We start from the raw sequence: 22,322 nt of genomic DNA, 5'->3' as shown, positions 1-22,322 counted from the left end.
TTCGCGTTTGTCGCGAGGGAAGACCGCTACACACTTTTCCGGATCATGCACTAGCGCTGCCGCCGGAAAGCGCCCGGGGTCATGCCGAAAGATCGGCGGCATTGCCGGATGAAGTGGGACGGATCTGATAGCCCGACCCGCAGCCCGATTCCGCCGACGCTGATGCGATCGAACCTCGGCTCGCTCAGCATTCTGCGCGCCGCCGCCATCCGGCAATCATTAAGTAGTCCGCTGAACGTGAGGCCTGCATTGTTGAGACAGCGGTGCAGGGTTCGCTCGGAGACATGCAGATGCTCGGCGATGATCGCCGCCGTCAATCCCGGTTCGGCATAGCGCAGCCGGATGGCGCAGCCGATCCGCCCGAGAAGGTCAGCGGAGTCGCGCCGCTCCGAATGCGTCGCCGGAATCTCGCTGCCGAAACCGAGCGCCAGCAGCGCACCGAGCTGATCGGTCAGGACCTGCGCCGGCAGCGGCCGCTCGATCGCCAGTTGCGGCGTCAACTGGCAGGCAAACGCGCTGAGCGCGGCGCCCCAACCGGCGCGCCCGTCGATGCGCTGCCCGATCCGCCGCTCCGGGTCAGTAATCCACGACTCGACCCACGCAATCGGTAGTTCCAGCGACAGCGTGTTCGAGGTCACCGGAAAGTTGAACTCGTAGCAGCGACGGGAATCCAGCAGCACAAGGTCGCCGGGCCGCAGGCGCGAGGCGTGGCCGTTCTGCATCACGGTCCAGTCATGATCGGCCTTGCACAGCAGGTAATAGAAGTTCGACGTGCTGCGCGCGAGACTGGCTTTTCGACGGTAGACGTGCTGCGCCGAGCCCTCGACGCGGTTGATGCCGATCGTATCGAGTTGGCCGCGCGCGAGGGAGCAATCGAAGCCGGAGCGGACCTGCGTCGTGATGTCCATCTCGAGAAAGGCTTCGCAGACGGCGCCGATCCAGTAGTCGAGGCGCCGCTCCGGCTCGACCAGGCCAGTCGACCATGTCTCGATCACCGAAGCCGTTCTGGCCGCCATGGCCCTGCCCTCCGCGGAGGCCTACCTTGTTGAGGGGGCGACGGAGAGTCAATCCTCGCAGAGATCCCGTAGCCCGGATGGAGCGCAGCGCAGTCCGGGATACTCGAGCCGCGGCGCGCAGACCCCGGGTTACGCTGCGCTTCACCCGGGCTACGGACTACCCCGCAATCTTCTGCAGCAACGCCATCAGCGCTTCCGGCGCCGTGACATTCGGCGAATGGCTGGCGTCGATCTCGTAATAGCTCCAGGCCGCATCCGCCTTCGTCATTCTGGCAAACGGCCCGAACGTGTCGGCCGGCGTAATGCGGGTGGCGTAGATATAGCTGCGCGGCAAGGTCAGCGGCCCGCCCTGCAGCTCAAGCTTGGTTTCAAAGCACTTGATCGGCATGTCGACGCGGCGCGCGCTGAGCCATTCGACATCGGCGGGCGCGGTGTCCGGTGGCGTCGGGTTCGGCGGCACGCGCCAGCCATCGCCGCTCTTCGCGAGCTCCTGCATCCGCGCCCGCGCCGCCTCGTTCAGGTCGAGCAGCGACTGCCCGCCCTCGGGCACGAAGGCGTCGATATAGATGAGCTGTTTGACCTTGTCGCGGGCGCGGTCAGCCACGCCGGTCGCGACCATGCCGCCATAGCTGTGACCGATCAGCACGAAGTCGCGCAGATCTTCATACCTGATGACAGCAAGCATGTCCTCGATATGGGAATTGAGATCGATCGCTGGATGGGCCAAATGCGCGCGCTCGCCAAGGCCGGTGTAGCTCGGTGTGATCAAGCGATGCCCGGCGGCCTGCATCAGCGGATGCATCTTCTTCCAGGCCCAGCCCGCGGACCACGCGCCGTGACAGACGAGGAAGGTTTTCGAGGAGGTCGAACTCATTGGGCCGTTTCCATGATGTTATTGTTGAAGGCGTCGATTGCGATAGTACCTGCCCGGTGCGTCGTGTAAACGTGGGCGCGAATTTCTAGCGTCGTCATTCCGGGATGGTCCGAAGGACCGGACCCGGAATCTCGAGATTCTCAGGTGCGCAGTTGCGCACCATAGTTCGATGCTGCGCATGCCCCGGAATGACGGAAGGAAAGAGAAGAGTGGACGTTACCACCTATGCAATCCTGCTTGCCGGCGCACTCGCCGGCGGTTTTGTCTCCGGACTCTCCGGCTTCGGCACGGCGCTGATGGCGCTGGGGATCTGGCTCTATATCCTGCCGCCGGCCATTGCCGTGCCGCTGGTGCTGATCTGCTCGGTCAGTTCGCAGATCTCGACATTGCCGTCGATGTGGAAGGTGATCGACTTCAAGCTGGCCCTGCCCTTTGTCGCCGGCGGTCTCATCGGCATGCCGATCGGGGCGCTGCTGGTGGCGCGCGCCGATCCGCAAGTCTTCAAGCTGAGCGTCGGCGTCATGCTGCTGGTGTTTCCCGCGGCCCTCTATTTTATCCGCAAGCCGATGGCGTTCCACTTTGGCGGTCGCATCGCCGATGTATGTGTTGGATTTGCCGGCGGCATTCTCGGCGGCCTTGCCGGCCTGTCGGGCCCGCTGCCAACCCTGTGGGCCAGCATCCGCGGCTGGACCAAGGACCAGCGCCGCGGCGTTTTTCAGATCTTCAATGGCAGCGTGCTCGGCGCCGCGCTGATCCTGCAAATTGCCAGCGGTTTCGTGAAATTGGATGTGCTCTGGCTGGCGATGCTGGCGTTACCCGGCACGCTGATCGGCGCCCAACTCGGCATGCGAACCTACCACGCGCTGAACGACCGCAATTTCTACGATGTCGTGCTGGCGCTGCTGTTTATGTCCGGCGTCGTATTGGTGTGGAGCAGCATTGCTCCGAGATGAAGGGCGCATAGCCGCCATGTGCTCCGAGTAGATTGCTGTACGCTCACCGGCAAAGCGGCTAACCAGTCGCATCATGAGCTCCCCTGCTTCGCGCGAGCGTCTCGGCCTGGTGCTGGGCTTCATCGGCATGGCGATCTTCGGCGGCACGCTGCCGGCGACGCGGATTGCCGTTGCGGAAATTGATCCGATTGCACTGACCTCGCTGCGCACCGCAATCGCCGGCCTGTGCTCGCTGGTGCTCCTTCTGGTGTTGCGCCGCCCGCTGCCGTCCCGCGCGCTGTGGGGGCAACTCGTGATCGCCATGCTCTGCGTCGCCGTGCTGTTTCCGCTGCTGATGTCGATGGGAATGCAGCGGGTCGACGCCTCGCATGGCGGCGTGGTGCTCGGCGTGTTACCGATCGCCACCGCGCTGGTCGCCGTCGCCGTCACCCATGAGCGGCCGAGGCCGCTGTTCTGGATCGCTTCCGTGGCGGGCGCCGCGCTGGTGATCGCGTTTGCACTGCGGCAAGGCGGCGGCGCCCTCGTCGCCGGTGATTTGTTCCTGTTCGCTTCCGTCGCTGTCGCTGCGATCGGCTACGCGTTTTCCGGCAGGCTCACCGCGCAGATGCCGGGCTGGGAGGTCATCAGCTGGATTCTGGTCATCGCACTGCCGCTGTCGATCCCGGCGGCCGCGTTGACCATGCCTGCCGATGTCAGCCAGATCGCCCTGAAGCCGTGGCTCGGCTTGCTATACGTCGCGCTGTTCTCGCAATGGATCGGCTTCTTCGCATGGAACGCCGGCCTTGCGCTGGGCGGAATCGCGCGGGTGTCACAGGTCCAGTTGCTGCAGCCCTTCGTGACCTTCGCGCTGGCTGCGTTCTTCAACGACGAGACCATCACGCTGCAGATCCTGCTGTTTGCCGCAGCCGTCGTGGTGACGGTCGCGATCTCGACGCGCACGCGCGGCAAGGCCGCGCCCGCAGCGCCACAGCGGGACCACGAACCGCCTCAGCTCGCGGCGTCCTGATCCCTGAGCACCGGATGATCGGCCATCAGTTCGGCCCGGGTCCTTTCCGAATGGATGGCCCGAACCAGCACGCGCGCGGTCTTCAGATGGTCAACCTTCACGCATAGCCTGATGATCTGGCCGAGCGAGACGTCACGCATGGCGTCGTCGGAGATTTTCATGGCGATTTCGAGCGCGTATTTGATCGCCGCCTGATATCGCGCGGCGTCGACAGCCCGGTCCTTCTCGGCATCGCGGCCACCGGCCGCCATCTTTTCCGCGATGGCGCCGGCGGCAGCGCAGATGTCGCGAATCCTGTGGGCCGCGGCGATATCGTCCAGCGGCTCATCGCCGGCAATTTCCCAGATATCCGGCTGCGAATCTTTTCGAAACCAGCCCATCGCGCGAGCCCTCTCGATGCCGGAAATATATTCCGGCATCGAGCAGCTCCGCAACAGATACGCCCTCTTGCCTGGCCGCCGGGATGCAGGCGAACCCGGTAGCCTGCCGCCATCGGCTCGCCGAGACGTTGCTATTCGTCTTCCCGTATCAGCAAATCGAATTCCTCAGGCTTCAATCGCTTCAGGGCCTTCTCGACGTCGCGACTATAGCGGCGGTCGTTTGGCTCAACGCCCCGTTGAGCTTTTCGACCATATTGCTGCAGGAATACGCTCACCGTCGCGGCCTGTAGAGCACGCTTCCGCGAGGCGTTGAGGCGGCGGCGCGGCCGCATGTCCGGCTTGATCATGCGAGACATTACTTCTGACAAATGTCCACCGCGCTTGGAAACCTCACTCGGCCGCGGTGATGCGGCCGAACTCGGTGGCCTGCAGCTCGAACAGGCCGCGATAGATGCCGCCGGGGCGCGTCGTCAGCACGGCATGGGTGCCCTGCTCGACGATCTCGCCGCGGTCGAACACCAGGATGCGGTCGAGGCTGCGCACCGTCGACAGGCGGTGCGCAATCACGATCGAGGTGCGGCCTTTCATCAGCCGCTCCATCGCCTGCTGGATCAAGCCTTCCGATTCCGAATCCAGGCTCGAAGTCGCCTCGTCCAGGATAAGGACCGGCGCATCCGCCAGGAACGCGCGCGCCAGCGCGACGCGCTGCCGCTCGCCGCCCGACAGTTTGACGCCGCGTTCGCCGACCAGCGTGCCGTAGCCTTTCGGCAGCCGCAGGATGAACTCATGCGCATTGGCGAGCCGCGCCGCCTGCTCGATCGCCGCCATGCTAGCGCCCGGCCTGCCGTAGGCGATGTTTTCCGCCAGCGTGCGGTGAAACAGGATCGGCTCCTGCTGCACGATCGCGATCTGGCTGCGCAGCGAATGCTGCGTCGCCAGCGCGATGTCCTGGCCGTCGATCAGGATTTTTCCGCCGCTGACGTCATAGAGGCGCTGCACCAGCTTGACGAAGGTGGTCTTGCCGGAGCCGGAACGTCCGACCAGGCCGACCCGCTCGCCGGCGCGGATCTCCACCGACAGGCCGTCATACAGCGGCGCGATATGGCCTCCGTAATGGAACGTCACGTCGTCGAACACGATGCGGCCGCCCTGGATGTCGATCGGCTTGGCATCCGGCGCATCGGCAATGCCGATCGGCTCGCCATGGATCGCAACCAGTTCCTCCATGTCGTTGACCGAACGCTGCAGATTGTTGATGTGCATGCCGACGTCCCGCAAATAAGCGTGAATGATGTAGTAGCTGGTCAGCACATAGGTGACATCGCCCGGCGTGGCGCGGCCGGCGATCCACAGCAGGATCGCCCCGCCGATCACGGAGGCGCGGAAGCACAGCAGCACCGCGAGTTGCGCCGTGCTCGTATAGTTGTAGCGGTACCATGTCCTGCGCACGCGCGTGCGCCACCGGCTGATGACGCCGGCCAGCCGCGCGTCCTCGCGCGCTTCCGCACCGAAGGACTTTACCACCGCGTTGCAGGTCAAGGCGTCGGCCAGCGTGCCGCCGACCTTGGTGTCCCATGCATTGGAGACGCGCGCGGCCGGCGCGATGTAGTTCACCGAGAACGCCATCGTCATCGAGACATAGATCACGGTGCCGACCGCAATCACCGCGCCCAACACCGGCCAGTGCAGCCCGAGCAGGATCATCGAGCCGACCAGCACCAGCAGCGACGGCAGCAGCGCCATCAAAAGCGTGTCATTCAGCAGATCGAGCGCCCACATGCCGCGCGTGATCTTGCGCACGGTCGAGCCGGCAAACGAGTTGGCGTGCCAGTCGGTCGAGAAGCGCTGTACGCGGGCGAAAGCGTCGCGCGACACGTCCGACATCGTCTTCAGCGTGAACGGCACGATCGCCTGCAGCCCGGTCAGCCGCAGGATCATCGACATCAGGCCCAGCGCGACGATGCCGCCGAAGGCAACGAACGCAGCATGGCGCGCCGCCGGGTCCGAAGTACCCAAGGTCAGCGCATCGACCAGGCGGCCGGAGAAGATCGGCATGAACAGGTCGGCCGCGGTCGCGCCGAGCAGGCCGCCGGAGACCATGGCGGCGCGGCCGGGCTGCTGCAGCCAGTGGCGGAAGACGAACGGGATGACCACGCGAACCGCGGCGGGACGCTTGTCTTGATGAACGGTCATGGCGTCATCCGGCTGCGCGCAGGGCACACGCCGGCTCCATCTGAAATGACGGCGCGACGGCCAGAGGCCAGACGCATGCGTCGTTGAAAACTGTCGTTAAGTCGTTGGGAAGCTTGGAAAGATCGGGCGTCAGTCCCGATCAGCGCCGGCGGAGATCGCGCTCAGCAACGCGACCGAAAAACCAGCACGAGCATCGGACGCGAGGACGCGATCTGCGAATACATCGAAATCATGCAAATCTCCCCGGTTCGAGCGACAATGCGCAGCTTATAAATGCATCACGGGTGATTTGCAACATGACATCCGCGTGATCGCGCGTGGTTGCATCTTCGCTCAATGCGCGTCGCCGCCGATCACGGTGGCGGAAGGCCTCTTGAGCGTGAGGACGAGCACGCTCAGGCCGAAATAGAACACGGTCAGCATGAAGAAAGCGTCACCATAGCCCATCACCACGGCCTGGCGGTGCACGATCTGCGACAATTGCTTCATCGCCATCAGCGCGGAATCGCCCATGCCCTGCAGGCGCTGGGTGAACATGTTGAGGGTCTCGACCGCGGTGGCATTGCCCCAGGTGACGCGATCGTGCAGGCGGGCAATGTGCAGGTCGGTGCGCTCGTTCAGCACCTGGTTGATGACGGCCAGGCCCACCGCGCCGCCGAGGTTGCGCGTCAGGTTGAAGAGGCCGGAGGCGTTCTTCACCCGCTCCGGCGCCAGCGTGCCGAGCGCGATCGTATTGGTCGGCACCATCGCCAGCATCATGCCCATGCCGCGCAGGATCTGCGGGATCAGCAATTCGTAGAAATCATATTCCTTGGTGATCCAGGTCATCTGGTAGGAGCCGAGCGCGAACAGCACCAGGCCGATCGCGATCAGATAGCGCATGTCGTACTTCGCCATCAGCCGCCCGACGATCGGCGCAGTGAAGAACATGGCAATCCCTGAGACGAACATGGTCTCGCCGATCATCAGCGGGCTGTAGCCGCGCACTTCGGCGAGATAGCGAGGATACATGTAGGTAAGGCCGTAAAGCCCGATGCCGACGCAGAACGAGATCAGGCAGCCGACGCCGAAATTACGGTCAGTAAAGGTCCTGATGTCGACGATCGGCTCGCGCGCGGTCAGCACGCGCCAAAAAAAGGCGATGGCCGAGACCGCACAGATCGCCGCGCATACCGCCACCGAGGTGTCTTCCAGCCATTGCGACTGCGGTCCTTCCTCCAGCACATATTCGAGCGTGCCGAGGAAGCCCGCCATGAACAAGAGGCCCCACCAGTCGAAATGCTCGAGCAGCGCAAAATTCGGCCTGTCGAAATCACACAGCAGCCACACGCCGATGGTGATGCCGATGCCGGGAACGATGTTGATGAAGAACAGCCAGTGCCACGACATCATGTCGGTGATGAAGCCGCCGACCGTCGGCCCGATGGTCGGCGCCAGCGTCGCGACCAGCCCGATGATGGGACCGACAATGTGAAACTTGGAGCGCGGAAACACCGTGTAGGCGGATGCGAACACGGTGGGGATCATGCCCGCGCCCAAAAATCCCTGGATCGCGCGCCACAGGATCATCTGCTCGATGGTAGAGGCAAAGCCGCAGAAGAAGCTGGCAACGGTGAAGCCGGAGGCGGAAATCGCAAACAACAGACGCGTGCCGAAGGCGCGCGACAGGAAGCCGGAAAGCGGGATCGCGATCACCTCCGCGATCAGATAGGACGTCTGCACCCACGACACTTCGCTGGAGCTGGCGGAAAGACCGGCCTGAATCTGCTGCAGCGACGCCGAGACGACCTGGATGTCCAGTATAGACATGAACATCCCGAACACCATGATCAGAAACGTAAACAGCCGCCGTGGCGGGATGTGGTCATCGGCCGCGGCATTCGTCGTCGAAGGCGATGCGGTGGTGGCGTCGGCCATGGTCAACTCGCGGGCAAGCTCCGAACTCGCGATCGGAGCTTCAGGAAAAGTTACTTCGGCTGGACCGTCCCGGGCGCGTCGAGGTCCGCGTCGCTGTCGGCGTCGGCCGCGCCCTCGCGGGTATCGACGGTGGTGTAGACCGACATGCCGGCGCGCAGCAGGTTCTGTTTGGCGACGTCCTTCGGCACGCGAATGCGAACCGGCAGCCGCTGCACGATCTTGGTGAAATTGCCGGTGGCGTTGTCCGGCGGCAGCAGCGTGAACACCGAGCCCGCCGCGGGCGAAATGCTGTCGACGACGCCGGCGAACTTGCGATGACCATAGGCATCAACCGAGATAGTCACGGGCTGGCCCGGACGGATGCGCTTGAGCTGGGTTTCCTTGTAGTTGGCATCGATGAAGACGTCGTTGAGCGGCACGATATTGGCGAGCCGCTGCCCGGCCTGGATGAAATCGCCGGCATTGACGAGGCGATTGGAGAAAGTGCCGTCGACCGGCGCGCGCACCGAGGTGAAGGCGAGATCGCGCTCCGCCTTGGCCAGCTGGGTCTGCAATTCCGCGAGCTGCGCGCGGGCCTCGGCCTGCTGCGCCTTCGTCACCTCGACATTGTCGCGCGCGGCGTCAAAAGCGGCCTGCGCGGACCTCACCGCAGCAGCGCCCTGATCGCGACTGGCTTCGGAGACCTCAAAGGCGGCGCGCGAGGCAAAACCCTTGGTGCTCAGCGTCTGCTGGCGGTCGAAATCGAGACCGGCGCGCTTCATCGCGGCTTCCGCGGAAGCGAGCTGCGCCTTGGTCTGCTCGACGGCGCTTTCGAGCGCGGTTACCTGACGGCCGATGCGGTCGATCGCCGCCTCCTGCGTCGCGATCCTGCTGCGCGCGGCTTCCACCGCGATGCGATAGTCGCCGTCATCGATCCTGAAAATCACGTCGCCGGCGCGAACCAGCGAATTGTCGCGCGGCAGGATCGCCGCGACATGACCCGATACCCGGGCGCCGAGCGTGGTGTTGTTGGCGCGCACATAGGCATCGTCGGTCGAGATGTAGAAGCGGCCGACGAGAACGAAGTAGACGCCGTAAGCGGCGGCCGCGAGCGCGAGCAAGCCGAGCACACCCATCATGACGAATTTGCGCTTGCCCGGTTTCGCCGCTGGAGCCGCGGAGGTGCCGGCCGGCGATGCAACGGGCTGTTCGGTTGCCGGCGCGCCGGGCGCCTCCGCAGAGCGGCGCCTTGCCTCTTCAGCGGCAACGGCGCGCAGCTGGGCCGCAACCTCGGCCTCTTCCTCCGCCGTTTCAGGTCCGGTGCGAACAACGCGCGCGGCCTGATCTCTCGCACCGGCCATCACCGGCCTCCCCATACTAGTGACGCGGCGCCGGCGCGCTCTCGCGACGGCACCATCGAGACAAAATGTAGCATTGACCGAACGGTTCGGTCAAGATAACCAATCAGGAGTATTGACCGTAAAGCGAAACCAGCCGCCGGCCTGCATCACGGGTTGAATTCTTTCGCGAGAAGATAAACCAATGGTTGCATCCACATCAAACCCCATTCATCTCCTGGGCGAGGAGGAAAGCGCCAAGCGCCGCCAGATTTTGGACGGGGCGCGAAAGGTGTTCATGGATCTGGGCTTCGATGGGGCCAGCATGAATGAGATTGCCCGCGCCGCCGGCGTTTCCAAGGGCACGCTCTACGTCTACTTCGCCGACAAAAGCCGGCTGTTCGAAGCCATCGTCGAGGACGAAGCGCTCGAAAAGGGCAAGATTGCCTACAATGTCGATCCCAAACGCGATGTCGAAACCACGCTGCGGGAATTCGGCCAGGCCTATATCGGGTCGATATGCCGCCCGGGCGGCGGATCGTCGATCCGCACGGTGATGGCGATCGCCGAACGGATGCCCGATGTCGGGCGCCAGTTCTATGAGAACGTGCTGGCGAAGACGATCAACCGTCTTGCCGGTTATCTGCAGGCGCATGTCCGGCCGGACGATCTGGCCATCGACGACTGCCAGCTTGCGGCCGCGCAGTTCCTGCAAATGTGCCAGGCGACGCTGTTCCTGCCGTTCGTGTTCCAGGCCGAGCCTGCGCCATCGGCGGAGCGCATCGCGCGCGTCGTCGACAGCGCGACGCGGATCTTCCTGCAGACGTATCGGGCGAAGCCGCGGTAGAAGCGTCCTCCCCTTTTTCCGATCATTGTCCTAAAGCCTGCGCACTTCCCAGACGCTATGGCGCCTGGGAACCAAAGTCCCGATCGACCGTTATGCCGCGCGCGGGAGGTTGGGATCATGTCTTTAAAAAGCGTACTTCTTTGGCTGGTCGGAATTCCGTTGCCGATCATTCTCCTGCTCGCACTCTTCCTGCATCCCGGCTGACGCGTTCATTTTGCAAACGCGGCGCATCCCGGGACGGTGTCGTGTGCCGTTAACGGGCTAACAGCCCCTCACCTCGCCGCAAACCGTGTCAGCGCATCGCGGTCGATCTCGATGCCGAGCCCGGGGCTGTCAGGCACGGCGACGAGACCGCCCGAATGTTCGATCGGCCTCGTGAGGATCGCCTGGCGGATCGGATGCTCGGTGCGGTCAAACTCCAGGATCGGCTCGAGCGGCGCCAGCGACCGCGGCGTGTGCGATGGCAGCACCGCAAGGAGTTGCAGCGACGCGGCGATCGCGATCCCCGTCCCCCAGACGTGCGGGTTGTACCGGACGCCGAATGTCTCGGCCATATCGGCGATCTTCCTGCATTCGGAAAGTCCGCCCGCCGCGCAGGTGTCGGGCTGGATGATATCAATCGCGCGTGACACCAGCACATCGCGGAAGCCGAACCGCGTGAATTCGCATTCGCCGCCCGCGACCGGAATCGAGATCGCGGCTTTCACCTCGCGGTATCCTGCGAGATCCTCGGGCGGTACCGGCTCCTCGAACCATCCGATGTCGTAGCGCTCGATCATCCGGCCGAGACGGATCGCCGCTGTCGCATCATAGGCGTGGTTGGCATCGACCATCAGCGCAATGCCGGACCCGATCGCCTCCCGCACGGCGCGCGTTACCGCGACATCCTCCTCCACGCCGAAACCCACTTTCAGTTTCACCGCCTTGAAGCCCTCCGCGACGTAGCCCGCGGCCTCATCCGGCAGATAACGCATCGGATCGCCGGACTTGCGCCGGTAGAGTCCCGTCGCATAGGCCTGCACCTCGTTCCGGCTCGCACCGCCGAGCAGTTGATGGACGGGGACGTCGAAAAATTTTCCCTTGATATCCCAGAGCGCGATATCGATGCCGCTCAGCGCCTCGATGACCACACCCTTCTGGCCGTGATCGCGCAGCGCGGAATAGACTTTCCGCCACAGAAAATCGGTTCGCAGCGGATCCTCGCCGATCAGTAACGGCGCGATGCCCGCGACCGCGGCCGCGGTGATCCGCGCCGGCCCGTAGCATTCGCCCCAACCGATCAGGCCGTCCTCGGTCTCGACTTCGACCACCATGGCGGCACGCGTGTCGTACCAGGCGCGGGAGTAGGCAAAGGGCTGCGAGAGGGCCGCTTCAAGGACATGGGCGCGAACGTTCCTGATTTTCATGACCCGGCTCTCCACCGCGGGATTTTGGATGCAGCCCGCTTGGCCGCAACGATAGGCGGACCGGCCGAAGACGAAAACCCCCGATGACGCAACGGTCTCTCTTTCAGATAGGTGCCGCCGGGATCGCGAAAGCCAGCAGTTGGCGCTTGTTGTCTCGCCGGTCAGGGTGCAGACTTCTGCGTCCCCGATGCTGGTGCAAGAAACGAAGTGACCCGTCTCGCTTTCATGCTCGCGCTGCTTTTCACCGCCCATTGGGAGGAAGCCGAGATCGTTGACGTCAAGGGCCGCGGCCCGATCGATCTTGCGCCGTTCACCTGTCAGGAAGTCACCCGCAGCAGCGTCATCAGCCGGGTGTGCTACGACGCCGAGAGCCGGCGCATGCTGGTCCAGCGCTACGCGGCCTACCAGCAATATTGCGATGTGCCGAAGGAGACGATCGATGCGCTGCTGAACGCGCCATCGATGGGCCAGTACTTCAATGCCAACATCAACGCGGCCGGCCACGACGGCAACGGACCTTACGGCTGCCGGATGCACAAAGCGCCGTCATATCAGTGACATCGCATCCTCGCTTCGACGTGATTTGACATTTCGTCTTCTTTTGTCAAAATCGTCAAATGGGCCCGCGTACCCGCATTCTCGATGCCGCGATGCTGGTGTTTCGCCGGCACGGTTTTCGGCGCTCGTCGATCGAGCAGACGGCCGAGGCTGCCGGCCTGACGCGGCAGGCGCTCTATCATCATTTCAAATCCAAGGAAGCGCTGTTCCGCGCCGTGATCGAGCGGCTGCATGAGGACGCGCTCGCCGCCGAGATCGCGGCGGCCGCAGCGGCGGAAAAGGCCGGCGGCAGCCTCGCCGATATTCTCGTCGCGTCCGTCTCCGCCAAGCTCGGGCAGTTGGCTGCTTCGCTCGACGGCTCGCCGCATGTTGAAGAGCTGTTCTCCGAGCATCTCCTGCAGGCGCGCGACCTCTATCAGAAATATGCCACCGCCTATGCCGATCAGATCGCCGCGACGATCACCCGGGTCTGTCGCAAGCGGGGCCTCGTTCTCAACGCCGGCATGACGCCGCGCGAGCTTGCGCGATGCGTCGAGATGGCCGTCAACGGCACGAAATCCGCCTACCCCGCAATGCAGCCGGCTGACGCCTTCCTGAAGGATCTGGAAATCATGCTGCGCACGCTGATCGCCGGCGCCCTTGGCCCGGCGAGACCGCGCGCGACCAAACCGAAGCCCGACAAAAAATCCTCCCGCAAACCTGGAGATCGCAGATGAGCACCATGACGATCAACGGCAGGCTCGCGCCCCTCCCCGACGATCCCGATGCGCTGCTGGTGGACGTCGTGCGCGACGCGCTAGACCTCACCGGCACCAAGCTCGTCTGCGGGGCCGGCGTCTGCGGCGCCTGCACGGTGCTGGTGGATGGCGCGCCTGCCGTGAGCTGCCTGATGCCGGCGCGATCAGCCGCGAACAGGAACGTGACCACGGTCGAAGGCATCGGCGCGGCAAAACTGCATCCGGTGCAGAAGGCTTTCATGGCGCACGACGCGTTGCAATGCGGCTTCTGCACGCCGGGCTTCATCGTCGAGGCTGTCGCGTTTCACGACCGCTGGCGCGCGACAAAGGGAACGGCCGTGCCTTCGCGCGAGGAAATCGGCGGGGCGTTGTCCGGGCATCTTTGCCGCTGCGGCGCCTATGACGGCATCTTCCGTGCGGTGGCCGATGCCTGCGCCGGCCGCTTCGACGGCAGCGACATCCTGCCGCCGCGCATGGAGGCGCGCGACAAGGTGACGGGATCGGCGAAGTACACCGTCGACATCCATCATGACGGCCAGCTCGAAGGCGTGATCCTGCGCTCGCCGTTCGCGCATGCGCGCATCAACGAACTCGATCTCGCCCCCGCGCGCGCCGTGGCCGGCGTGAGCGCCGCAATCCCGCTGCTCGGCGACGACCGCATCGTCCGCTATGTCGGCGAGCCCATCGCAGCCGTCGCGGCCAGGGATCGCAGAACGGCGCTGGCCGCGATCGCCGCAATCAAATTCAAGGGTGAGCCCCTGCCATCCGCGGTCGGGCTCGATGAAGCGCGCAAGGCCGATGCCCCCGTCGTGTTCGAAAAATCCGCGCGCAAGAAGGCCGGCAATGTCTCCGAAGGCGGCGGTGCGCCCGCGGCGTGGAAGGGCAATGTCCGCGGACCGTCGGCGGCATTTTCCAAAAAGCCAAAGAAGGTGCGGAGCTGGGTCGACGGCGCGCGCGCCGCGAACAATCCGCTGCTGGTGGAAGGGATCTTCCGCACCGGCACGCAACAGCATGCCTGCCTCGAGCCACATGCGGCGGTGGCGCGCTTCGACGGCGACCGGCTCACCGTGCATGTGTCGACGCAGGCGGTATTTCACGTGATGGAGATGATCGCCAAACGCTACAAGTTCGGCCACGACAAGGTGCGGGTGATCGCCGACCATGTCGGCGGCGGCTTCGGGTCGAAGGCTTCGCTCGGCGTGGAAACGACCACCGCGATCGAACTGGCGCGCGAAGCCAAGGCGCCGGTGCGCGTCGCCTATGACCGGCACGAGGAGCTTTCGGTCACCGGCTATCGGCCGGCGACCGAGATGAAGATTGCGTTGCTGCCGTCCGAGCAAGGCGAACTGAAAGCACTTTCGCTGACCGCCTACGCCGATACGGGAGCCGCGACCAATTCGACCATCGCCGCGCTGGCGCGCCTGATCTATCCGGCGGAAGCAAAGGAGCTCGCCGATTTCGACGTCATCAGCAATTTGCCGGCCGGCGCACCCTTCCGCGGTCCCGGCGGGCCGCCGATGGCGTTTGCGCTGGAACAGGCGATCGACGAAGCGGCGCTGCGCATGAAGCTCGACCCGATCGCGCTGCGCAAGCGTTGGGATCCCGATCCCAACCGCCAGCGACTGTATGATTGGGCCTCGAGCCTTGACGTCTGGCGCAACCGCAAACCGGTCGCCGCGCAAAGCGGCCGCTATCGCCGCGGTGTCGGCGTCGCCACCGGCTACTGGCTTTATCTGTGGCAGCCCGGCTCGAAGGTCGAGGTGGCGGTGAAGGGCGGGCGCCTCGTCGCCAGCACCGCGACGCAGGATATCGGCACCGGCACCCGCACCGTGATCGCCAATACGCTGGCGCGCGAATTCGGGCTGGAGCCGCATGAGGTCGAGGTCAGGATCGGCGATTCAAGATTGCCGGAAGGTCCGGGCTCCGGCGGCAGCCGGGTCACGGCGTCGGTGATCCCGCCGATGCTGCTGGCGATCGAACAGTTGAAGACCGCGATCCAGCAAAGCACAAAACGGCAGCCGGTCCCTGGCTCCAATGCGCCCTGGCGGGAAATGCTCGCCGCTTCGCCCGACCTCGCCGTTTCCAGCGTACGGCCGGAAGATTCCAGGCGCATGGCGCCGGGAATTGAGTCACCGCTCAAGCAGGTCGGCTTGCTGGGCTGGATCTTCGGCTGGATGATGCGGCGCTTCTCCAACCTTGCGATCGGCGCCGGCGTGCCGAGTTCAGTGCAGGTCGTCGAAGTCGAAGTCGACACCTGGCTCGGCCATGTCCGCGTCGTCAGCGTGCACACCGGCATTGCGGTCGGCAAGGTGGTAGCGCCCGCGCTGGCGCACAGCCAGGCGGCCGGCGCGGTCATCCAGGGCATCGGCTACGCACTCTATGAAGCACGCGAAGTCGATTCCCGCACCGGCGACGTGCTCAGCGGCGGCATGGAGGACTATCGCATTCCCGGAATCGCGGACACGCCCATGATCGACGTGCATTTCGACCAGGGCGGATTCGATCACGTGCTCGGCGGCAGCGTCGGAATCGGCGAGGTCGCGACCGTGCCGACCTCGCCGGCGGTTGCCAACGCCATTTGCAACGCCACCGGCGTTCGGCTGACCGAGCTGCCGCTCCGTCCCGACCGTCTCGTCGCCGCACTCAAAGGGAGGGCCGCCGCATGACACCGACAGCCGTGACCGCCATGCAGCCGAGCGAATTCCGCGCCGCCGGCACCGACCTCTCCGAGCGTCGCCGCAGCGGCGTCTCGACCGGACCCTTGATCGACATATCAGCCGCATCCGACACGATCGGAATGCATTGGGACGCCGACGGCAGGGCGCGCCTCGGTGCTTTCACCACCATTGCCGCGATCGCTTCCGACGTGCGCCTCGCCGCGGCCTATCCCGGCATCGCGGTCTCCGCGCAAGGCCTGGCGACGCCGCAGATCCGTCACCTCGCGACGCTGGGCGGCAATCTCGCGCAACGTTCGCGCTGCTGGTATTTCCGCAATCCGCATATCGCCTGCCTGAAGAAAGGCGGTTCGGATTGTCCGGCGCGATCGGGCAATCATCTCTACCATGTCGCCTTCGATCTCGGCCCCTGCGTGGCGCCGCATCCCTCGACCATGGCGGCAGCGCTGCTGGCCTATGAGGCAACGGTGACGACGAACCAGAGAAGTTCGCTGACGATCGGCGACCTCCTCGGCGACGGCTCCAACGGCGGCGCTGACAACGCGTTGCAGCCGGGCGAGATGATCAAGAGCGTCGAGCTTCCCTCCCCGCTGCAGGGCGAGCGCGCCCTCTACAAACGCGCGATCAGCCGCACGCATGCCGAATGGCCGTTGGTCGAAGTCTGCGCCCGCGCGGTGGTGAAGGACGGCACGTTCCAGTTCGTGCGCCTCGCCGCCGGCGGCATCGCTCCGGTGCCACTGCGGCTGCATGCGGTGGAAGCCGCCTTGCAGGACAGGAAAGCCACGGCGGCTGCGCTCGCCAATGCCGCCGGGCAAGCGACATCAGGCGCAAAGCCGCTGCCGATGACCGGCTACAAGCTCGATCTGCTGAAGGGCGTCGTGCACGATTTGCTGGAGGGGCTGGCGCCGTGAGAAGCGTAGGGCGGATTAGCGAAGCGTAATCCGCCATCTGTTGCTCGAATACACCGGCATCGTGCTACGCTGCACGCCATGCCTAATTATCGTCGCGCGTTCGTTCCCGGCGGGGGCTGGTTCTTCACCGTCAACCTGCTGGACCGTCGTCAAACCCTGCTCGTCGATCACCTCTCAACTCGGTTCGTGTAATGCGTAACGAGCGGGGTATCTGGCAACGACGATTCTGGGAGCATCTGATACGCGACGAAGCGGATTATGCTCGCCACGTCGAGTATTGTTATATCAACCCGCTAAAGCACGGTTTTGCAACACGCGTGCGCGACTGGCCATACTCATCGTTTCATCGGGACGTTCGCGCACGAATATTCCCACTTGATTGGGCAGGTGACGGTGAAGCAAGCGGGGATTTCGGCGAACGACGGTAACCGCGGCCGGGGCGGCGAATTTACGCTTCGCTAATCTGCCCTACGAGTTGGAACCACGCAGATGAGGCCGGAACACCTTGGGCGGGATCCGTGTTGCCCCCTTGCGGATTTCTGCCGTTGCGGTCCAGGCNCACACCGGGCGGCACCCTCGCCATTGACTTACATCAATGTGGTTTACGGACANCCCTGCAACAGCCTGCGGTAATTGGAGGCGTCAACAAGAGGAGCACAGCTATGGCCTTGGAGTTCTTGGAAACCAAGCCTCGCGACTTCAGTCCCACGTCGGTTTCTGGGCTTACGAAAGAGGCGCGCGACGGCGTCAACGCGGCGCTGAAGTCTTTGTCGGACTGGCGCAACGAGCTTGCCGACACCAACACAAAGAACGGCAAACGCGTCCTCGAACAGATGGCTGCGGCTGCCTCGGCACTCGGATGGCCGGAACAGGTGGTCGGTGCCGCTCGCACACAGTTGCTCAGCATCGCCGAAATTCAAATCAAAACGATGGATCAACTGATGGACGCCTGGGAGGAGCAGATCAAACTGCCAAATCCCATGTCCGCTTCACCATCGGCGATGTTGTCAAAGCTACAGTCCATGCCGGGCCTTGGCTCAACGCAGGCACCTGCGAATCCCATCCAGCTGTGGATGCAATTCGCGGAACAGTGGCAACGAACATGGACTGACGCAATTGGCGCCTGGGGCAAGCGCCATTGAGTCGGTTTGCAGGATGGGTGGAGCGCAGCGATACCCATCCTGCAAGCTTCAATGCCAAGCTTACTTCCCCGCGGGCAGTTTGACCGGGATATGGGGCGAGGTACTTACCACGCGGGGGCTCCCGTCGGGGTGGCTGTGGCTCTTGATCGTTTCCAGGAGCAAAATAAATTTTTCGGCAAGCATGTGCATCGCCTCACAAGCATGTGCATCGCCTCAATGGATGAATGGTCCTTATAGTTAGGTCGGAACCATTGCTCAGGAAATTCAATCAACTATTTGAGAGCGCGGCCGCTCATATGATCGTTGGTCGATTGTGCGCGATCCGAGGGATGGGTGGAGCGCAGCGAAACCCATCACCTCACGAACGGGATTGATGGATACCGCTTCGCTCCAACCATCCTACGCACTGACGAAAGGCGGCGTGCATGCTGGAGCGGCTGGCTGGGTAACTGCGCGTGCACTCATTAGCAGCGGATTGAGGAGTCTCAGGCATTGAAGTCTGTAGACCCGCCGGAGGATTCGTGGGGAGTTGAATAGCCCGCATACCGCTGCGCGATGGCGGTCTGTCGTTCCGCCATCATTGCTTCGAAGGCTGCGTCCAGTTGCGCGCGGGTATAATCTGTCGAAATCGTCTGACGTGGTTTCCATTCAGACTGCGTGATCGCCGTGGGCGCCTTCTCGACCGTACCGCCGACAGCTTTCGCGAAAAGCTCCGCACGCCATTGCGCCAGATCGGGGCCGAGCAGGCCGGGAGGGTCTTGCCAGTCTCCGACCTTTCCTGCGGCATCGTTCGTCATCGCGGAAGAGCCGGCGTTGTAAAGGGTCGCAACGACCTTGCCGTTGACCTTGACGGTCGCATAGATATTTTGCGGCGCATTATCGGGCACATCAGTGGCGGCGGCTGAGTTAGCGGCTTGCATCCTCAACCAATTCGACGCCATCAGGTCGCGAAGCTCGGGGTTGTCCCTGACCGACATGATCTTCAAACCGGACATGTCGAGTGCCTTGACGGCTGAAACTGGAATTCCCGGCTTCGCATTTCCTGTTGCCGCGGTTGCATCTGCATCTGCCACCGGCAACGCATCCGCCGGCGTCAATGTCGTCTTCGATGGAAATGCTTGCGTGGAACGCAAATAGCTCCCGGCGCCGGCCATACTCGTAATCATGGACACACCCTTCCTCAGCAACTTAAGGGTGGAAGCAATCGCCATGCCAGCGCGGAAATGATTGATAAGGCTGGTGTCCTCATTCTCGACAAGGGCAGCGTGCCGGAAAATCTTGCCGACGGCGGCAGGACTTTCCATTCCTGGGGGTGTCCGTAGGTGGGTTGAGCCCTAGCGAAACCCATCGCTTCACGAACGGGATTGATGGGTATCGCTTCGCCTCACCCATCCTACGAATCCGACCGGCTCTAATGATCCTCGAACTCGTCTTCGTCGTTGACCTTGCTGCTGCGGCCGCCGAACCAGCGCGACACGGATTTTTTGAGCGATCCTGTCGAATAGGGATCGCGTGACGCATAGGGGTTACGCTGGGCGCGCGCGGCGACCTGTTCGCCCGACACCGCGGCCGGCTGGCAGATGGTGCGGCGCGAGGCACGGCGCATCAGGTCGACGTGAATGTGATCCTCATGGTGCGAGTTGGAGCCCGGCGCCAGCACGGTGTTGAATTGCTGGCAGGCGGTCGCCTGCACGTCGCGCAGGAAGCCCTGCTCTTCCGGCATGCCGCGCCAGCCGCCCTTGACCGTGATGCGGCGGCCGTCGGCGAGCGTAAAGGCCGCGATGTCGAGTGCGTTGCCGAAAGCGTGCTCGGAAATATGCGCATGCGGATTGCCGTTCATGCCGCGGCAGGAATAGGCCGAGATCTGCTTGATCTCGACGACGCGCGCGCCGAACCAGCGCATCGACGCCGGCTGCACGGAATCGGTGAGCCAGCGGTCGAGCGCGGAGACGATCGGGCACGCCAGCGTCGCCGCCGGCTTCATCGAGACCTGGCCGAAGGCGCTGACCGGATTGCCTTGCGCGGGCCCAAGCCGCGGCGCGGCCGGTGATGGCGGATAGGATGGTTGCGAATACGGCGCGGAAGAAGGCGCGGTGTAACGGCCCTGCGGCGGATAGGATGGCTGCGCCGCATAACCACCGCTACGCGATGACGGCGTGCCCTCCGGCGGCAGGTCGATGTCGTCCTCCTGCATGGCGACGCCCGGCGCGGAAAGCGAGATCGGGCCGTTCGACGGCGCGGCATAGTTCGGCTGGCGCGGCGCCGGTTCCGGATAGCTGCCCGGATAATTTCCCGAATAATTCTGCTGGGGTGGAGCTGCCGCCGGCGCACGGTTGATCGGCCAGCGCGGCTGATGGCCGATATTGCCGGGAGGCCGCAGGCTTTCGTCGGCAAAGCCGAAAGAGGTGATGTTTTCGCCGAGCGCCGCCACTTTCAGCGGGTATTCCGCACCGCACACGCCGGGACCGGAAATCGGGTCGATCCGGACCACTTCCGCGCTCTCCTTGACCGCGCCGGACTTCAGGCAAGCGACTTCAGCCTCGGCACGCCACGGTTCGCGCTCGGCGGACTGAAAAAATCCGCGGCCACAACCCGCTAGCGAGACGAGGACGAAGGAGCCGACGAGATACAAACGAACTCCGCGCGTCATCGCGCGCACGTTCAACTAATTTATTTAAAGACTCTTCAACATGTTGATTTTACGAATTTTTTACCATGTTTTTGGAGCTGCCGGCGGCTCAGAGCAGGCGGATGGACAGTAGCGCTGACTTTTTTAGGCCGGGAACGCTTTGCTAGCCTTAAGTGTTATGTGCGGGCACGACGTGAACCCAGGGAGCGTTCCCAATGGATTTCGTAAGTCCTCTCGTTAGCAGACTTGGCGTTGTAACTGCGTATGTTGCATTTGCCTTCGTCGCCGCGATTGTGCTTGGCGTGTTCTAGAACTACCCGTCCAGACAAATGGACCCGAACGCCCGGTGGCCTCCGCCATCGGGCGTTTTCGTGCGCATGGCAAACGCGTCAAAAAAGAGAGCCTTATGAGCGCGGCTCGGCAGACACCATCACCAGACTATCGGCACGGCGCATCACGCGGCTCCAATTGTTGCCGGAGCAGTAGAAGCGGAGAAGCGCGCAGGCTTCGACGCGAAGCGTGTTGATCCCCTTGATCGACATCGTGCCGTAATAGGTCTCGCGACTGTCCTGGCTGTAGACACTGCCGGTCCATTGCCGCTCGGTCTTCGGCTTCATGTTGATCAGGATCGCCTCGCCCTTCTCGGACGAAGCACTGAGCGCATAGCCGCACAGTGCATTGCCGCATTTTGTGATTCGCACCATTCCCTTGCCTTCGGTCTGCCAGTCCCCGATCGGCGAATCCGAGGACTCGTCCTCGGCCTGATGCGCAACGTGTTCAATCTGCAATGCAGGCTGCACGACCTCGACCGGCTTCGCAACCGGCGGAAGCGGCGGCAATGGAATCGAAGCCTGCTGGGCCGGCGGGAGAGTTCGCGGTGGCGCTTCGACGGTCTGAGTTGTCGATGCCGCCGTGGTGTAGACAGCCGGCGGCGGTGCGGTGACGATGGTCTTGGCCGGCGGCGTGGTCACCGGCGGCGCGGGCGGCGAAACCGTCTGTGGTACAGGCGGCACTGGCCTCGCCGGCACCACGCCCACATCGCGATCGTCGCCATAGCGGTCGCGCTTGTGACGCCAGTTGAGGCTTCGGGAGACTGACATCGATGCGCACGACACCGAGCGGCAATGCCTGGAGGCTTCGATGTACACCCTATGACCGCCGATGCTGAATGAAATCGAGCGGCCGGCGTGGGCCGAAGAACTGAGCAGCATCAGCACAGCGAGAAACCAAAACCATTCATCGAAGCCTCCCGCAGGTGATCGCGGAAAACTAGTCGCGGGGAACTTCAACCTGATGTGATTTGAATCACCGAGCCGGACCCTGCTGCTGCCGGGTGTCACGTGATGTGCATCACAGAACGCATCCTCGCTCCCGCATAGGGTCGACCCACATTCAACGTTAGCGCTCACAGGCCACTCAGGGAGGCCCTCATGAAGAAGCTCTACATCCTCGCCGCATTGTTGATGGCCAGCACCTCGGCGCAGGCCGGCGGCATCACCTTCCAGGTCAATGGCGAGCGCATTCGTGTCGACGCGCCGCGCAACTGCAACGCTCTGTCCTGCATCAAGATCACCGCGCCCGGCTACAACGGCACGCTTGGCAATATCGACCTCAAGGGCATGGGCTCGAAGAGCAAGGACGACGATGACGTCGCGCCGGCCGCGCTGGCAAAACCGGCGGCTCCGGCTCCGGTCCAGGCGACCGCACCGCAGCCCGCGGCTCCTGCTGCGCCGGCGCCTGCGCAGACAACCGTAGCGGCCGC

At 63.9% G+C, this 22,322-nt stretch carries 18 protein-coding genes and 2 pseudogenes; 9 read left to right on the top strand and 11 right to left on the bottom strand.

Features of this window, described 5'->3' with window-relative positions:
• Positions 1 to 50: 50 nt before the first annotated feature.
• Together CQ14_RS03280 and CQ14_RS03275 are read right to left on the bottom strand one after the other, a co-directional pair.
• Positions 51 to 1,016 carry a helix-turn-helix transcriptional regulator gene (locus tag CQ14_RS03280; RefSeq protein WP_057856510.1) on the bottom strand — a complete coding sequence of 322 codons (966 nt, stop codon included), beginning with the start codon at positions 1,014 to 1,016 and terminating at the stop codon, positions 51 to 53.
• A gap of 157 nt (positions 1,017 to 1,173) precedes the next feature.
• On the bottom strand, positions 1,174 to 1,890 hold the full coding sequence (locus CQ14_RS03275; protein ID WP_057856509.1) for an alpha/beta fold hydrolase: 717 nt from the start codon (positions 1,888 to 1,890) through the stop codon (positions 1,174 to 1,176).
• 209 nt (positions 1,891 to 2,099) lie between these two features.
• Here CQ14_RS03275 and CQ14_RS03270 point away from each other — a divergent pair, with 209 nt between their 5' ends.
• Both CQ14_RS03270 and CQ14_RS03265 read left to right on the top strand, forming a co-directional pair.
• Positions 2,100 to 2,843, top strand: a complete 744-nt coding sequence (locus CQ14_RS03270) for a sulfite exporter TauE/SafE family protein (RefSeq protein ID WP_057856508.1) — start codon at positions 2,100 to 2,102, stop codon at positions 2,841 to 2,843.
• Positions 2,844 to 2,916: 73 nt separating this feature from the next.
• Positions 2,917 to 3,849: a DMT family transporter gene (locus tag CQ14_RS03265; protein ID WP_063800291.1), complete on the top strand. Its 933-nt coding sequence runs from the start codon at positions 2,917 to 2,919 to the stop codon at positions 3,847 to 3,849.
• Here CQ14_RS03265 and CQ14_RS03260 read toward each other — a convergent pair.
• The 5 genes from CQ14_RS03260 to CQ14_RS03240 all read right to left on the bottom strand — a co-directional run bounded on the left by CQ14_RS03260 (position 3,831) and on the right by CQ14_RS03240 (position 9,679).
• Positions 3,831 to 4,268 carry a hypothetical protein gene (locus CQ14_RS03260; RefSeq protein WP_057856507.1) on the bottom strand — a complete coding sequence of 146 codons (438 nt, stop codon included), beginning with the start codon at positions 4,266 to 4,268 and terminating at the stop codon, positions 3,831 to 3,833. The two genes, CQ14_RS03265 and CQ14_RS03260, sit on opposite strands and share 19 nt — an antisense overlap.
• 92 nt (positions 4,269 to 4,360) lie before the next feature.
• Entirely contained in the window at positions 4,361 to 4,576 is a 216-nt protein-coding gene (locus CQ14_RS41840; protein ID WP_156434655.1) for a hypothetical protein, read from the bottom strand.
• A 43-nt stretch (positions 4,577 to 4,619) separates the two neighbouring features.
• Positions 4,620 to 6,422: an ABC transporter ATP-binding protein gene (locus CQ14_RS03250; RefSeq protein WP_057856534.1), complete on the bottom strand. Its 1,803-nt coding sequence runs from the start codon at positions 6,420 to 6,422 to the stop codon at positions 4,620 to 4,622.
• Between the two features lie 333 nt (positions 6,423 to 6,755).
• Positions 6,756 to 8,339 carry a DHA2 family efflux MFS transporter permease subunit gene (locus CQ14_RS03245; RefSeq protein ID WP_057856505.1) on the bottom strand — a complete coding sequence of 528 codons (1,584 nt, stop codon included), beginning with the start codon at positions 8,337 to 8,339 and terminating at the stop codon, positions 6,756 to 6,758.
• Between the two features lie 50 nt (positions 8,340 to 8,389).
• Positions 8,390 to 9,679 (bottom strand): HlyD family secretion protein, encoded by a 1,290-nt coding sequence (locus tag CQ14_RS03240; protein WP_057856504.1) that lies wholly within the window; start codon positions 9,677 to 9,679, stop codon positions 8,390 to 8,392.
• A 181-nt stretch (positions 9,680 to 9,860) separates the two neighbouring features.
• Here CQ14_RS03240 and CQ14_RS03235 point away from each other — a divergent pair, with 181 nt between their 5' ends.
• Complete coding sequence (locus CQ14_RS03235) at positions 9,861 to 10,502, top strand: TetR/AcrR family transcriptional regulator (RefSeq protein WP_057856503.1); 642 nt, start codon at positions 9,861 to 9,863, stop codon at positions 10,500 to 10,502.
• A 272-nt stretch (positions 10,503 to 10,774) separates the two neighbouring features.
• Here CQ14_RS03235 and CQ14_RS03230 read toward each other — a convergent pair whose 3' ends face one another.
• Positions 10,775 to 11,908, bottom strand: coding sequence for a mandelate racemase/muconate lactonizing enzyme family protein (locus CQ14_RS03230; RefSeq protein WP_057856502.1), 1,134 nt, complete (start codon positions 11,906 to 11,908; stop codon positions 10,775 to 10,777).
• 207 nt (positions 11,909 to 12,115) lie between these two features.
• Here CQ14_RS03230 and CQ14_RS03225 point away from each other — a divergent pair, with 207 nt between their 5' ends.
• The 5 genes and pseudogenes from CQ14_RS03225 to CQ14_RS45630 all read left to right on the top strand — a co-directional run bounded on the left by CQ14_RS03225 (position 12,116) and on the right by CQ14_RS45630 (position 17,217).
• Positions 12,116 to 12,466, top strand: coding sequence for a KTSC domain-containing protein (locus CQ14_RS03225; protein ID WP_245320172.1), 351 nt, complete (start codon positions 12,116 to 12,118; stop codon positions 12,464 to 12,466).
• Positions 12,467 to 12,525: 59 nt separating this feature from the next.
• Complete coding sequence (locus CQ14_RS03220) at positions 12,526 to 13,182, top strand: TetR/AcrR family transcriptional regulator (protein WP_057856500.1); 657 nt, start codon at positions 12,526 to 12,528, stop codon at positions 13,180 to 13,182.
• Positions 13,179 to 15,869: a molybdopterin-dependent oxidoreductase gene (locus tag CQ14_RS03215; RefSeq protein ID WP_057856499.1), complete on the top strand. Its 2,691-nt coding sequence runs from the start codon at positions 13,179 to 13,181 to the stop codon at positions 15,867 to 15,869. The genes CQ14_RS03220 and CQ14_RS03215 overlap by 4 nt, the downstream gene beginning before the upstream one ends.
• The gene (locus CQ14_RS03210) at positions 15,866 to 16,789 is read left to right on the top strand and encodes an FAD binding domain-containing protein (protein WP_057856498.1); all 924 of its coding nucleotides are present in this window, start codon (positions 15,866 to 15,868) and stop codon (positions 16,787 to 16,789) included. Before CQ14_RS03215 ends, CQ14_RS03210 begins: the two co-directional genes overlap by 4 nt.
• A gap of 78 nt (positions 16,790 to 16,867) precedes the next feature.
• Positions 16,868 to 17,217: pseudogene (locus CQ14_RS45630) on the top strand (transposase).
• A gap of 1,199 nt (positions 17,218 to 18,416) precedes the next feature.
• On the opposite strand, the gene CQ14_RS03200 reads toward CQ14_RS45630, so the two are convergent.
• The 3 genes from CQ14_RS03200 to CQ14_RS03190 form a co-directional block, all read right to left on the bottom strand.
• Entirely contained in the window at positions 18,417 to 19,235 is an 819-nt protein-coding gene (locus CQ14_RS03200) for a hypothetical protein (RefSeq protein ID WP_347337111.1), read from the bottom strand.
• A 107-nt stretch (positions 19,236 to 19,342) separates the two neighbouring features.
• Positions 19,343 to 20,581 (bottom strand): extensin-like domain-containing protein, encoded by a 1,239-nt coding sequence (locus CQ14_RS03195; protein WP_057856532.1) that lies wholly within the window; start codon positions 20,579 to 20,581, stop codon positions 19,343 to 19,345.
• A 383-nt stretch (positions 20,582 to 20,964) separates the two neighbouring features.
• Positions 20,965 to 21,660, bottom strand: a complete 696-nt coding sequence (locus CQ14_RS03190) for a DUF2147 domain-containing protein (RefSeq protein WP_199805431.1) — start codon at positions 21,658 to 21,660, stop codon at positions 20,965 to 20,967.
• A gap of 330 nt (positions 21,661 to 21,990) precedes the next feature.
• On the opposite strand from CQ14_RS03190, the pseudogene CQ14_RS03185 reads away from it, so the two are divergent.
• Positions 21,991 to 22,322: pseudogene (locus tag CQ14_RS03185) on the top strand (DUF2147 domain-containing protein); the annotation flags it as partial.

The sequence above is a fragment of the Bradyrhizobium lablabi genome (assembly GCF_001440475.1).
Taxonomy (GTDB): domain Bacteria; phylum Pseudomonadota; class Alphaproteobacteria; order Rhizobiales; family Xanthobacteraceae; genus Bradyrhizobium; species Bradyrhizobium lablabi.
The sequence above is the reverse complement of the archived record's forward strand: the minus strand, read 5'-3'. Positions and strand labels throughout refer to the sequence as shown.